The 13,626-nt window shown below is 56.4% G+C and carries 9 protein-coding genes and 4 pseudogenes; 10 read left to right on the top strand and 3 right to left on the bottom strand.

Annotation, left to right across the window (positions count from 1 at the left end; genetic code table 11):
* The first annotated feature begins 10 nt into the window (after nt 1-10).
* The 6 genes and pseudogenes from uxaC to BLIJ_RS03370 all read left to right on the top strand — a co-directional run bounded on the left by uxaC (nt 11) and on the right by BLIJ_RS03370 (nt 7,498).
* Complete coding sequence (uxaC, locus tag BLIJ_RS03395; RefSeq protein ID WP_012577066.1) at nt 11-1,441, top strand: glucuronate isomerase; 1,431 nt, start codon at nt 11-13, stop codon at nt 1,439-1,441.
* Nucleotides 1,442-1,476: 35 nt separating this feature from the next.
* The gene (locus BLIJ_RS03390; RefSeq protein ID WP_012577065.1) at nt 1,477-2,871 is read left to right on the top strand and encodes a mannitol dehydrogenase family protein; all 1,395 of its coding nucleotides are present in this window, start codon (nt 1,477-1,479) and stop codon (nt 2,869-2,871) included.
* A 102-nt stretch (nt 2,872-2,973) separates the two neighbouring features.
* Entirely contained in the window at nt 2,974-4,221 is a 1,248-nt protein-coding gene (gene manD / locus BLIJ_RS03385; RefSeq protein WP_012577064.1) for a D-mannonate dehydratase ManD, read from the top strand.
* A gap of 74 nt (nt 4,222-4,295) precedes the next feature.
* A pseudogene (locus BLIJ_RS14825) lies at nt 4,296-4,775 on the top strand (gluconokinase); the annotation flags it as partial.
* Between the two features lie 84 nt (nt 4,776-4,859).
* Nucleotides 4,860-6,305 (top strand): NADP-dependent phosphogluconate dehydrogenase, encoded by a 1,446-nt coding sequence (gnd, locus tag BLIJ_RS03375; protein WP_197535190.1) that lies wholly within the window; start codon nt 4,860-4,862, stop codon nt 6,303-6,305.
* A 179-nt stretch (nt 6,306-6,484) separates the two neighbouring features.
* Nucleotides 6,485-7,498, top strand: a complete 1,014-nt coding sequence (locus BLIJ_RS03370) for a LacI family DNA-binding transcriptional regulator (RefSeq protein WP_012577062.1) — start codon at nt 6,485-6,487, stop codon at nt 7,496-7,498.
* A 10-nt stretch (nt 7,499-7,508) separates the two neighbouring features.
* Here BLIJ_RS03370 and BLIJ_RS03365 read toward each other — a convergent pair whose 3' ends face one another.
* From BLIJ_RS03365 to BLIJ_RS13005, 3 genes and pseudogenes are all read right to left on the bottom strand, one after another.
* Entirely contained in the window at nt 7,509-8,528 is a 1,020-nt protein-coding gene (locus tag BLIJ_RS03365; protein WP_012577061.1) for a LacI family DNA-binding transcriptional regulator, read from the bottom strand.
* A gap of 222 nt (nt 8,529-8,750) precedes the next feature.
* Nucleotides 8,751-9,758, bottom strand: a pseudogene (locus BLIJ_RS13430) (MFS transporter); the annotation flags it as partial.
* A 15-nt stretch (nt 9,759-9,773) separates the two neighbouring features.
* A complete protein-coding gene (locus BLIJ_RS13005; RefSeq protein ID WP_014484666.1) occupies nt 9,774-10,019 on the bottom strand; it encodes a hypothetical protein in 246 nt (81 codons plus the stop codon).
* 580 nt (nt 10,020-10,599) lie between these two features.
* Between BLIJ_RS13005 and BLIJ_RS03355 the strand changes: the two genes are divergently transcribed.
* From BLIJ_RS03355 to BLIJ_RS03340, 4 genes and pseudogenes are all read left to right on the top strand, one after another.
* Nucleotides 10,600-12,060: an MFS transporter gene (locus BLIJ_RS03355; RefSeq protein ID WP_014484664.1), complete on the top strand. Its 1,461-nt coding sequence runs from the start codon at nt 10,600-10,602 to the stop codon at nt 12,058-12,060.
* 165 nt (nt 12,061-12,225) lie between these two features.
* Nucleotides 12,226-12,455, top strand: a pseudogene (locus BLIJ_RS15355) (IS3 family transposase); the annotation flags it as partial.
* Between the two features lie 86 nt (nt 12,456-12,541).
* Complete coding sequence (locus tag BLIJ_RS03345) at nt 12,542-13,030, top strand: helix-turn-helix domain-containing protein (RefSeq protein ID WP_012577057.1); 489 nt, start codon at nt 12,542-12,544, stop codon at nt 13,028-13,030.
* A gap of 121 nt (nt 13,031-13,151) precedes the next feature.
* A pseudogene (locus BLIJ_RS03340) lies at nt 13,152-13,526 on the top strand (transposase); the annotation flags it as partial.
* Between the last annotated feature and the right edge of the window lie 100 nt (nt 13,527-13,626).

Below are 13,626 nucleotides of genomic sequence, written 5' to 3'. Positions count from 1 at the left end.
AGTAGTTACAATGGTATCCGCGCTCAATGAAGATCGCCTATTCCCAACGGATCCGGAACAACGTTTAATCGCACGTCGACTGTACGAGGCAATCAAGGATCGTCCCATCATCTCCCCTCACGGACACGTCCCTATCGACTGGTTCGCGGAAGACAAGCATTTCAAGAACCCCACCGATCTATTCATCACTCCTGATCACTACGTGACCCGTATCATGCACGGACATAGTGTTCCTTTCAGCGAGCTGGGTGTGGGCCAGAAGAACTTCACCGAAGAACAATCTCGCAACGCCTTCCGCCTCCTTGGAAAGTACTGGTATGCCTATGCTGGCACGCCGATGCGTTACTGGATGGAGGATTCGCTGTCCAATGTGTTCGGCATCAACAAGCCACTCAATGAAGACACCGCAGACAGCATCTACGATGAGCTCAACGAGCTCCTTGCCTCCGACGATTTCACCACCCGCAAGCTTGTGAAGCGTTTCAACATCGGCTTCATCTCCACCACCGATGACCCCACCGATGACCTGGTCCTGCACGATAAGGTGCGCGCCGACGCCAATTTCCCGGCGCGTCTTGCACCGTGTTTCCGTCCGGATCGCTACCTTGCGGTCGATCGTGTGGATTGGGCTCAGCTCTGCGACCAGCTGGGTGAATCGGCTGGCGTAAACACCGCCACTTATGAAGGATTCGTAGAGGCCATGCGCCGTCGTCGTCTGTTCTTCAAGCAGCATGGCGCAGTCGCCGCCGATTACGGTGTGGATCCTTCGCTTGACGAAGTCAATTGGTCCGGCGACACCACACGCCTGTCGGATGATGTGGCGATTCGCTTGTACACCAAGGCTCGTAGTGGCAGCCTGACTTCCGATGAGGCACGCAAGCTGCACGCCCATCTGCTCAACGACCAGGCAAAGCTCGCGCAGGACGACGGTCTGGTAATGACCTTGCACCCCGGCGTGATGCGCAACCACTACCGCAAGCAGCTCGTCAACTACGGTCCGGACTGTGGAGCGGATTGCCCGATGCCGGCTGATTGGGCTCACTGGCTGCGCCCCATGCTCAACGAATACGGCGAGAATCCTGATTTCCACCTTGTGGCATTCACCATGGATGAGACCGCATACTCCCGCGAGCTCGCTCCAATGGCGGCATACTACCCGGCGCTGTACATCGGAGCCCCGTGGTGGTTCCTGGATGCGCCTGAGCCGATTCTGCGCTACTACGAGGATGTCGTTCCGTACGCTGGTTTCGCCAAGCTGTCGGGATTCATCGATGACACCCGTGCGCTGTGCTCCATCCCCGCCCGCCACGACATGAACCGTCGTCTGACCGCACGTTACATCTCCGGTCTGGTCGCCGACCACCGGTTGAGTTATGAGGAAGGCGAGCAGATCGCCATTCGTTCCGTGGACGGTCAGCCTTCTGACGTGTTCAAGCTCTGACTCGAACGACCTTTTATTGATTTCAAGGAGTAAATATGACTGATACACATGATTTCACGTCATTGCCCAGATTGAACCGCGCAGAGCACGGCCGCGCCGCAGCGCCGGTGCGCATCATCCATCTTGGTATCGGCAATTTCACCAGGGCGCATCAAGCCTGGTACACGGAACATGCGCCGGACACCGCGCAGTGGGGCATCGCCGGTTTCACCGGACGTTCTCGCCGAATGGTCGACAAGCTGGCCCCTCAGGACAACGTCTACACGCTGATCACCTCGGCACCGGAAGGCGATTCGTTCGAAGTCATCTCTTCGATTTCATCGATGCATGAGGGCGGCGACATGGCGGCACTGCACAAGTACTTCGCGGATCCGAACGTGTCCATCGTCACCTCCACGGTTACCGAAGCTGGATACAAAAGGAACGCCCACGGTGATCTAGATGTCAACGACACCGACGTGTCGGAGGACCTCGCCAAACTGCGTAACGATGTGAACGTGTCCGAACTTGCCACCGTGCCTGCACGCATTGTGGCCGGGCTGGAGGCGCGTCGCGCGGCAAACGCCGGAGCGATCACTATCCTTCCCTGCGACAACCTCGCAGGCAACGGAGCCGCGTTCCGTCGCGTCGTCGAGCAGGCCATTGAGGCCGTGGACCCCACCTTGCTGGAATGGACTCGCGACAACGTGGCATGGGCCACTTCGATGGTCGACCGCATCACGCCGGCCACCACCGACGCCGAACTGCAGACCGTGGCACAGGACGAGGGATGGTACGACGTGGCGCCGGTGCGCACGGAACCGTTCCTCGAATGGGTCATCCGAGGCGACTTCCCGAAGGGACGTCCTGCATGGGACAAGGCCGGTGCCGTTATCACGGATGATGTGGAACCCTACGAGCAGCGCAAACTGTGGATGCTCAATGGTTCGCATTCCACTCTCGCCTATGTCGGCCCGCTGTTCGGTCATGAGTCGGTGGCCGAGGCCATCGCTGACCCGCAGCTGCGGGCATGGGTGAATGAATGGTGGGATCTGGCCGGATCATACCTGTCCGTCTCCAGTGACGACTACCGTGCCAAGCTGTTGGAGCGATTCTCCAATCCGCGCATTCACCATCACCTTTTCCAAATCGCCACCGATGGTTCGCAAAAGCTGCCGGTACGAATCGTGCCTGTCGCCAAGCACGCGCTTGCGGACGGTCGCGACATCACGGCTCCGGCACGTGCTGTCGCCGCATGGATCGTGTTCCTGCGTCGATTTGGAAACACGGAGGCCAAGGACGTGAATCTCGACGAGGTGAGGAAACTTGCCGTCAACGATGACGTCACCCCAGCCGTGTCCTACCTGGACAAGGATCTTGGCGCCAACGCCACTTTCACCAACAAGGTGAGCGAACTCGTCAACGAGCTGTCTTCGGCGACAGCCGCGTGACCACAACCATAAACATAATCAAATAACCGATAGCATAAGCTTCCTCGCCGTAGGTGGGGATTATGACGCGGACGCGCCGCGTCATAACAGGAAGGAATAACCATGGCAATCGAAAAAGCTGAAGTCTTCGTGACCAGCCCGGGACGTAATTTCGTCGTTTTCCGCATCACCACTACTGACGGCGTCGTTGGACTTGGTGACGCCACGCTGAACGGACGTGAGCTCGTCGCCGCGAAGTACCTAGAGACCATCGCTCCGAGCCTTATCGGCAAGAATGAGGACAACATCGAGGACATCTGGCAGTACCTGTACAAGGGTGCTTACTGGAAGCGTGGACCGGTGACCATGGCCGCCATCTCCGCTGTGGATGTGGCACTGTGGGACATCAAGGCCAAGAAGGCCGGCGTCCCGGTTTACGAGCTGCTGGGCGGCGCTTCCCGCACCGGCATTCTGACCTACGCCCACGCTTCCGGTGTGGACTTCCCGAGCCTGTTCGATTCCATCGACATGTACCGCGACATGGGCTTCAAGGCCACCCGTATTCAGTTCGCTCTGCCGGGCATTCCGTCCACCTACGGTGTCGCCGGTTCCGCTAACTCCCAGCAGGGCGCCGGCGAGAAGGGCCTGCGTTACGACTACGAGCCTGCCCGCCGTACCACGGTGCCGGTCGAAGAGGTTTGGGACGCACGCACCTACCTCAACACGCTTCCGGGAGTGTTCGAGGAAGTTCGTAACAAGTACGGCAAGGACCTCATCCTGCTGCACGATTCCCACCACCGTCTGAGCCCGATTCAGGCAGCTCGCTTCGGCAAGTCGCTCGAGCCGTACGACCTGTTCTGGATGGAAGACTCCACTCCGGCCGAGGAGAATCAAGAATTCCTGCGCATCGTGCGTGAGCACACCACCACGCCTATCGCCATCGGCGAGATTATCAACTCGTGGAGCGATTACATCACCCTGATCAAGGAACAGCTCATCGACTACGTGCGTTCCGCCGTCACCCACACCGGTGGTCTGACCCACATGAAGAAGCTCATGGCCTTCGCCGAGCTCTTTGGTGTCAAGTCTGGCTTCCACGGTCCGACCGACGTTTCCCCGGTCGGCATGGCTGCGAACCTGCACCTTGACCTAGCGATTCCGAACTTCGGCATCCAGGAGTACATGAAGCATTCCGAGGAGACTCTCGAGGTGTTCCACACTTCGTACACCTTCAAGGATGGATATCTGCACCCGGGCAACAAGCCTGGGCTGGGCGTCGACTTCGACGAGAAGCTTGCGGCGAAGTATCCGTACCAGCCGGCTCCGCTCCCCGTTGACCGCCTGCTTGACGGCACCATGCACGAGTGGTGATTTAGCCACCGATTCATTATCGGGCGATTGGAACGTATTCGGGTCTGATCGCCCTTTCCATTCAAGGAGAATCCATGCTTGATTCCAATGCCGAACCCGTCAGTCTGATCGTCATGGGTGTGACAGGCACCGGTAAAACGACCATGGCTCAGGAACTCGTAAACGAATTGGGATGGCCATATGCCGAAGCCGACGATTTCCATCCCCAAGCCAATATCGACAAAATGGCCTCTGGTCATCCACTGACCGATGAGGACCGTTGGCCCTGGCTTCGCAGCCTACGCGATTGGATCACCGAGCAGGCAGGCAAGGGAGCCAACACCATCGTCACTTGTTCCGCGTTGAAACGCGCATATCGCGACATCCTACGAGAGGCGAACGCACAAGTCGTTTTCGTCGAGCTTGATCTCGATAAAACCGATATCGCCGAACGTATGACGCAGCGTGAGCATTTCATGCCCGTCGAGCTTCTGCAATCGCAGATTGACACTTTGGAGCCTCTCGAGGCTGATGAGCACGGCATACGGCTCATTTCCAACTTGCCTCCAGAGGTGCTATGCCACGAGGCATTGAGTCAATTGGGATTGGCTCTCAGCAATATCATTCATTTGAACGAACGGCAACAGCAAGGGGATACAATCATGACAGCACAAGCTAACATCGGCGTTATCGGTCTCGCTGCAATGGGCAGCAACCTGGCCCGCAATCTCGCCCACCACGGCAACACCGTGGCACTGTTCAATCGCCATTACTCGCGTACTGAAAAGCTGCTGGCCGAGCACGGCACCGAAGGCAATTTCATTCCTGCTAAGACCATGGAGGAATTCGCCGCTTCCCTGCAACGTCCTCGTACCGCCATCATCATGGTCAAGGCCGGAGCTCCGACCGATGCCGTGATCAAGCAGCTCGAAGAGGCCTTCGAGCCTGGCGACATCATCGTCGACGGTGGAAACTCCTACTTCAAGGACACCATCAAGCGTGAGAAGGAAGTGCGCGCCGCTGGATTCCACTTCGTCGGTTGCGGCGTGTCCGGTGGCGAGGAAGGCGCTCTGAACGGTCCTTCCCTTATGCCGGGAGGCACCGCCGAATCGTGGAAGACCCTTGGTCCGATTCTTGAATCCATCGCTGCCAAGGTCGACGGTGAGCCTTGCGTCACGCATATCGGCACCGATGGCGCCGGACATTTCGTCAAGATGGTGCACAACGGCATCGAATACGCCGACATGCAGGTCATCGGCGAAGCCTACGACATTCTGCGTCGCGGTCTGGGACTTTCCCCCGAGGCGATTGGCGATGTGTTCGCCGATTGGAACAAGGGCGATCTTGATTCCTATCTGATTGAGATCACCGCCGATATCCTTCATGAGAAGGACGAGCGTACCGGCAAGCCGTTCGTCGATGTCGTCGTCGATCGCGCAGGTATGAAGGGCACTGGTACGTGGACGGTGCAGACCGCACTGGAGTTCGGTTCCCCTGTCACCGGCATCGGAGAGGCTGTGTTCGCGCGTGCGCTGTCGAGCCATCCTGAGCTGAGGCAAGCCGCGCAGGACAGCGCGCCTGCAGGCCCCAACAATGCCATCACCGTGGGGGACCAGGCGACCTTCATCGAAGACGTGCGTCGCGCATTGCTCGCTTCCAAGATCATCGCCTATTCTCAGGGACTCAACGAGATCGAGGATGGCGCCAAGCAGTATGGCTGGAACATCGACCTGGGAGCCGTCGCCAAGATCTGGCGTGGAGGCTGCATCATTCGTGCGAAGTTCCTCAACCGCATTACCGACGCCTACACCAACGGCCATCCTGCGGCACTGGCGCTCGATCCGTACTTCGCCAAGTTCCTTGCCGACGCGCAGGAGTCTTGGCGTCGAGTCATCAAGGCGGCCATCGACGCAGGCATTCCGACGCCTGTCTTCTCCAGCTCCTTGGCGTACTACGACGGACTGCGTTCGAAGCGTCTGCCTACTGCACTGACCCAGGCACAGCGTGACTTCTTCGGAGCTCACACCTATGGTCGCGTGGATACGCCCGGCGTCTTCCACAAGCTGTGGGCTGAGCAGAACCGCCCGGAAGAGCAGCAGGCCTGATGTAAAAGGGAAATAAAAAGCTGACGCTTTTAACCGTACCCCGATTATCGGACTGAAGAAATTCGGATGATAATCGAGATGCGGTTTTCTTTTATGGATAAGGGGCTGCGGACGTTTTCTTGGAGATAATCACGCAGCCCCCTACCGAAGTGAAGGGATAAATCATCGGAAGGGAAATTGTGGATGATAAGTTTCCGGCACATCATCGCGTTAGCCTGAGCGATGTGTCCAAAGCCGCTCGGATATCCGTTGCCACGGTGTCTCGAGCCTTTTCTCATCCTGAGCGCGTCAACGCCGATACATTGAGGACCATATACCGTGTGGCGGAGGAAATCGGCTATGTGCCGCGCAAAGGTTCTGCATACGCGCATGACGAGTCCAGCAAATTGATCGCCGTGGTGATCAACGACGTTGGAAACCCGGTATACGCGGAATTCGTGAAGAGCATCCAGCAGCAGTGTCGGAAGTACGGATATTCGATAATGATCATCGACTCGCAAGAGATGAGCTCGATCGAACGTATTATGTTGGGTCTGATGGAGGCGTACGTTGCCGGCGTCATACTCGTCTCGTCGCGATTGTCCGACGCGAATATCAAGAAGATGGCGAAGATAAAATCCTTGGTGCTTATCAACCGGGCGGTACAAGGCATCAAATCGGTGATTGCGGATACTCGTACGGGTCTGGAACAGGCCGTCCATGAGTTGCGCTCCCTGGGGCATGAGTCCCTAACCTATTTATCAGGGCCAACGGATTCATGGCAGAATATGGTCAGGAAGGAGACGCTGGTCAGCATATGCCGACAGAATGATATCGCTTTGAACTGCATACCATGTTCCGCTCCCACCTACAGCGGAGGATTCGCCTGTCTCCCACAATTCTCGCAACATGCCACATCTGCGGTGATCGCCTATAACGACATCATGGCCGTCGGCTTCATGGCCGCGCTGGAGGAATACGGAATGGAAGTCCCCGAAAAGGTGTCTGTTGTGGGAATCGACGACATTCCCATCAGCGGAATCGTCAATCCGACATTGTCGACGATTCATATCGATCGTGCGACGATAGGGAAAATGGCGGTGGATGAATTGGTCAGTCGACTGCGCGGAGGAAACCTCCATCGATTGCTGAAACCGATTATGTTGGACTCTCGTTTCATCGCACGTGGCAGCACCGGACCCCGGCGAGATTGAAAGCTATGGGCTAACAATCCGCAAGCGGAATGCCGATACTATCCCGTTCTATGAAGCTGGTAGGTATTTCCCAAAGGCCCTGTTTGCCCGCGTTCGATTGATTCCGGCCGTTCACCATACCGAACAAGATGGCGGTCGCGGTTTTTCCCGCCTCGCGACGGTCGATGTGTATGCTGCTGAGCGAGGGGGAAATAAGCGTGCAATTCGGGGTGTCGTCGATGCCGATCACCGAAAAACGCCCAGGGATTTCCACGTGGTGCTGCCTCGCCGAGGTGATGAACCCCATTGCCTGCAGATCATTGTAGGTAATTATCGCAGTGGAACTGGGCTGCTTCATGAACTTCCGGAACGCCTCCTGACCGGCTTGGAGAGTCGGGTACTTGCCCGGAAGACGTTTCAAAGGCATGTTCTTCCTTTTGCACACGTCGAATAGCGTGCGCCAGCGCATGCCTTCCGCCCAAGAGGCTTCCGGCCCGGTGAGATAAGTGATGCTGGTATGGCCGAGCGCGATGAGACGGTCGACCATGGATTCGAAGCTGGACGAGTAATCCGGTATTACGGATGGTATGCCACGCACCTCGCGGTTGACCATGACCACTTTGTGATGTTGCGCGAATTTTCGAATCATGGTGTCACTCAATCGGGAAGACGCCAGCACGACGCCGTCCACATTGTTGAAGTCGTGGAGACTATCGCGCTCGTTTATTTTGGTCTCCTCCGTGTCGGCGATGAGCAGACCGTAGTTCTCGCGCATGCACTCATGCTGGATACAGCGGATGAGTTGCGCGAACGCGGGATTGCTGATATCGGAGACAATGAGCAGAATAAGATGATGCTTGACCTCGAGGGTCGTGACGGGCGCGATCTCCTTAGACCGGTATCCGAGACGGTTCGCGGCATCGAAAATTCGTTTCGCAGTGGCTTTGCTGACGTAACCAGGTCGGGAGAAAGTCCGCGAAACAGTTGAAGGAGACACCTGCGCCTCACGTGCGACATCGACAATTCCGGGATATGTTTTGCGCCTAGACATACTGCCCTCCCCTGTTAGGTAAACGCATCTCCTGCAGTATAGTTTTCGAAATGCTGAATATGAAATGACGTAGGCGATTTTGCATCGGCTTTTATTTCCTCATGCTATTTCCAGCATTCCTCATATGGAAGACCGGTGAGCCGCTCCACGGTACGCCGCACAGAGGAATCAACATCAGCCTTGTCTCCCCCGGCACGCAAACGTTCGACCTCATGCAAAACATCAAGATCGGTCTGTTGGTTGATTATCAGACGTGACGACACAATCCAGCACACGATCATCGAGACAGTGCAAAAGCCCAACATAACCACAGCCACACCAATCGACGCCTTCCACGACTGCTGGGGAAGGGAGGAATCGAATCCGACCATGGCGAGAACCATTCCAACGCCGATGGTGACGATGCCCGAACCAAGCTGTCGGAGGGAAGACTGTACACTGGAAAAAGTGGCCGAACGATACCGACGCGTAACAATCTGATCGATATCCGGCATGAACACCAATACCGTCCATGGCAGGTATCCGACAAGCGCCTTGAATACAAGGAACCACAACGATGCGATAACGGACAGCGCCATCCATGCTGCAACGGGCAGAACACCCGTCAGAATCCATGCCAATGCCAGCCAAACCACGCCAAGCAGCATTCCGGCAAAGGCCGAACGCATAAAGCTTTCGCACGCCGAATCTCACCACCGCTTTGCCGAATGCCGGCATAAACGGCAACGATACGATGGAACAACCCAACAGCAGCGACGCAAAGGCCGCCGTTTTATTCCAGTCATACAAAACAAAAAACAGGAACGTTTGACCGAAGACATCAGAGGATGTCTGTACCAACAGGAAAATCGTCAGATGCTTGCGGAATTCGCGGATGCGCAACGTCGTGGCATACTCACGCATCACATGCGCCACGCGGCGAATCCAACCGCGCAGTCCAAGATGTGACTCATGCACCGTGCCGTTGGCGTATTCGCCAAAGCCGGCCTCATCGGGCGTCAACTCCCACGTGCGTTTCCAGGTAATCACCACGGCGCGGGAGAACATCAAAGTCGAGATTATGGCCACTACCATGTAAGCGGTCGCCTTGGTCTCACCGTATATCGACAACGCCCAGCTTCCGGCGAGTGGTATGAAAGTGGTGGCAGAAGTGGAAATGAACATTCTGGTGGTCGACAACTTCGTCCGCTGGCTGAAATCCTTCGTCATTTCGCCAGGCAACGGGTTGTAGCACGCCTGAAAAGCCTAGGCCAGCACCACCCATAGCACGTAAACGCACGCGTACAGCGGCACTGGCGATCCGGGAATCCACAGCAATACACCGATGAGCAGCGACGGCGCAATAAGCATCAACATGAGATGACGCCGTCCGAACCTACGCCCTATCCGATATCGATATAGATTGTCGTCAAACACCCCGAACATCAGCGCGGATATGGCGCTGATGATGGCGCTGGTGCCGATGATTCCCTGCGCGATACTGATGTTCATTCCGCAAAAAGCGTCCAGAACAAGGCCAGATAGGTGGCTACCAGCGCGAGCTGGCCACCGCCGAAGAAAGGGTACGCCGCTTTGCGATGTCGTTACGAACCACTTCTCCACGTGGGAACGTGTGCCCCCATTGCGTCGGATTGCCATTGGCGGCCATCAATTCACGTGCATGCTCGTGATTCCTCAGTATGGTTGGCAAATCCTTCATATCAGCACGACGGAATCTACGTTCGAAGGCAGTTTCGTTCAACCCGTTCACCTCAATTCAACCGGTCGTCTGCCCTTGAGCTATTTCAGCCGTTAAAAATAGCATTTACACTGCACAGTCCTGCAGTCACAAAGAATATGCCAAATTGTTCTAATCTGACATTCATTGCAAAAAAAGGCAATTCTTTTCACGCGTTCACATCCTTATATACATTGTGGTTGTTACCTTTTCCGCACAGCCGTTTAAAACTCACAAAGATGACGAGAAAAACGGTAGTGCAACACAAAGAAAGACAAAAACATGGCAACGAACGCCTTACATTGGCCTTACAAGGCACATCCAATTAACATTAAACGCGGAATTTACTACGGCATGCTCGACTTGATGGGCGGCGGCTGGAACAATATCGTCTCCGGCGTTATCTTCGCCTACCTGACACTGGCTCAGGGTTTCAATCCCGTCATCGCTGGCAGCATCGCAGCAGCAGGCCGTATCGTGGACTGCATCTGGAATCTTTTCCTTGGCCTCATCACCGATAATTTCTACACGACCAAGCTCGGACAGAAGTTCGGACGCCGTCATTTCTTCCTGGTGACAGGTCTTATCCTCTTCACCTGTGTGTTCCCGCTATTCTGGATTTCGTCCACTAGCTGGCTGTACTACCTTGCGGTCTATGTCGCGATGGAGATCATCATCGCCATGCTGATCGTCCCGTGGGAGTGCCTGCCTACGGAAATGACTCGCGATTACAAGGAACGTACCGTGCTGTCCGGTTCTCGTATGGTCATTTCCTCAACCGGAACTGCAATCGTGTTCATTATCCTTGCTGTGCTTAAGCAGGCGAACAACCCCAACGCATACCTCGTCGCAGGCATCGCTTGGACCATCCTGTTCGTCATCGCCATCGCCATCTCCACCTTCGGCACCTGGGAACGCCCAATTACCGACGAGTTCATTGAGGAACATACAAACCAGCCTAAGGTGAAGATCAGCGACTTCATCAAGAATTCCATTCACGAATACGCAGAGACCTTCCATAACAAGGCATTCCGCACCCATCTTGCGGTGTACCTGTTGTCCTTCACCGGCAAAGATTTGTTTTCCACCTTGCTACCGACTTTCATTGTGTGCTGCATTACCGGTGCCGGAGAAAGCTGGCCTTGGACGCTCCAAGCTCTATCCATCGTCGGTATTCCGGTGACCATCGTCGCAACGAAGCTCATGGTGGTGAAGGGCCCGAGGTTCATTTTCCGTCTGAGCTATATTAGCATCATCGCGGCAATGGTAGTCTACATCGCGGTCTACCTGCTGAATATTCACAACCCGTTCTGGATTTTCATCATCGCTTCGCTAGTCTACCAGTGCGGTCGAGCCCTGCTGGAATTCACCCCTTGGAACCTGTTCCCGTTCATGCCGGATGTTGATTACATCATGACGCGTGGCGACCGTGCCGGTCTGTACGCATCCGTGATGACCTTCTTCCGTAAGTCCACTGGAGCAATCGCCACTTGGATCGCCGGCATTCTACTGGAGTTCACAGGCTATAACTCCGCGACTATGAAGAACTACGAGACCACCCCAGCTCAGGTACGTTTCAGTATCACGCTCATCTTCTTCTTGGGCACCGTGATGCTGATTGCGTATGCTCTGTGGCTCTCCAGGCACATCTACCTCGATGCCGATACGCACGCCGTACTGAAGAGCGAAATCGAGCGTCTTGAAAATGGCGGAGATAAGAAGGATGTGTCCGATGAGGCGCGTCTGGTCTGCGAGGAACTGACCGGACATCCTTATGAATCCCTGTGGCCGGAGACCTCTTCCGTCAAGAAGTGATTCCCTCTCCACTTGAAGATTGATATAAGAAGGTGGTAGGTAAAAAATGAACCGCACCCCGATTGTTGGATTGAGGAAATTCAGATTCGATAATCGGAGGTGCGGTTCTTTCGTATGCGTGAGGATTGAAGGAAACACTACGACGACGGGTTCCGGCGCGAGGCGCTGGAACCCATCAAGGCCGGAGCCGGCGGGGACACGCTCGCCAGACGGCTTGCCATGCCCAGACGGACCGCGGAAAAATGGATCATACGTACAGGTCCGGTGGCGAGGAGGCGGTCATGGGAGGCAACGGCGGCAGACGCTACGACTGGGAGACGAAGGTCGCCGCCGCGCGCGACCACGTCGAGAACGGCATGACCAAGACGGAGGTCATGGCCAGGTATGCGATCGCAAGTGTGTCTGTTCAATAGAAGTTAGGCCGAATGCGGGATAAGGGGCTGCGAACGTTTTCTTGGAGACTGAGCGAAAGGTTTTTCGTATGTTCAGTCTTGAGGAACGAGAGCGTGCGGTGGGCCTGTATTTCACCACGCCGATGACCACGGCCCAGGTGGTGGAGCACCTGGGTTATCCGACCAGGCAGTGCCCGGAACGCCGGCTGGCAAAGGATCCCCGGTATGCTGGCCATATGGCCAAACCCATCATCCCCCTGGAGACACGGCTGAAGGCGATCGAACCGGTGCTGGGCGGCATACAGCAGAAACAGGCCGCCGAACGGCTCGGCGCGGGCGTCGGCGCGGTGCATGGCTGGGTCAGGGCGTACCGCAAGGGCGGCATGGCCGCGTTGCGGCCCCAAAACGGGAACGCCGCGCAGGGCAATAAGCCCGCGGACCCCCGTCGCCGGCCGTCCGCAACCGATGATGATGACGCGGAGGCTTTGCGTCGCAGGGTCGAGGAGCTGGAGTTGGAGAACGCGTTGATGCGGGAGGTGGCGGAGGTCCGTAGAAAAAGACCCAGGCGCCGACCTTGATAACGCCCGTCTTCTTGCGCAGATTCGGTTGTGAGTTCCGATGAAAAGGACATGGCCCGGCTTTGGTACGATTTTCAGTCGCTTACACATGAAAACCGCGAATGGAAAGAGGCCGGGAACCATGCCCAAGGAAATCATACAGTTCGATCAGGCCATGTTCGAGTCCAGGCTCGACCGGATGGTGCGCAAGAAGGTCGAGCAAACCATCGACCTGATGCTTGACGCGGAGGTCGACGAAATCGCCAACGCCGCCAGATACGAGAGAAGCGGCGACAGGAAGGCCTTCCGCGCCGGCCACTACGACCGCCACCTGACCGCCAAGGCCGGCAAGCTGAACCTTCGGGTCCCGAAGCTGAAGGGCGAGGTGTTCCGCAGCCAGGTGATCGAGCGCTGCCGGCGACGTGAGGAAAGCGTCGAGGAGGCGCTCATGGAGATGTACATGGCCGGCGTCTCCACGCGCCGCGTGGACGACATCAGCCAACTTCTGTGGGGCGACGGTAGTGCCCGTGAATAAGTTAGGTCATCTTTATCGTAAGGCGAAGTACAGAGACAGTGGCCCGTTTCTCAAGACACACCGTAACAAATATAGCGGCTGG

Source organism: Bifidobacterium longum subsp. infantis ATCC 15697 = JCM 1222 = DSM 20088, from assembly GCF_000269965.1.
Taxonomy (GTDB): Bacteria; Actinomycetota; Actinomycetes; order Actinomycetales; family Bifidobacteriaceae; genus Bifidobacterium; species Bifidobacterium infantis.
This window is presented reverse-complemented; position numbering and strand designations above follow the sequence as displayed.

Coding starts and splice junctions, on each gene's coding strand:
- BLIJ_RS03345 (WP_012577057.1), top strand. CDS start 12,542: ATGTTCAGTCTTGAGGAACGAGAGCGTGCGGTGGGCCTGTATTTCACC.
- BLIJ_RS03390 (WP_012577065.1), top strand. CDS start 1,477: ATGACTGATACACATGATTTCACGTCATTGCCCAGATTGAACCGCGCA.
- BLIJ_RS03365 (WP_012577061.1), bottom strand. CDS start 8,528: ATGTCTAGGCGCAAAACATATCCCGGAATTGTCGATGTCGCACGTGAG.
- uxaC (WP_012577066.1), top strand. CDS start 11: ATGGTATCCGCGCTCAATGAAGATCGCCTATTCCCAACGGATCCGGAA.
- BLIJ_RS13005 (WP_014484666.1), bottom strand. CDS start 10,019: ATGAACATCAGTATCGCGCAGGGAATCATCGGCACCAGCGCCATCATC.
- BLIJ_RS03355 (WP_014484664.1), top strand. CDS start 10,600: ATGCTCGACTTGATGGGCGGCGGCTGGAACAATATCGTCTCCGGCGTT.
- manD (WP_012577064.1), top strand. CDS start 2,974: ATGGCAATCGAAAAAGCTGAAGTCTTCGTGACCAGCCCGGGACGTAAT.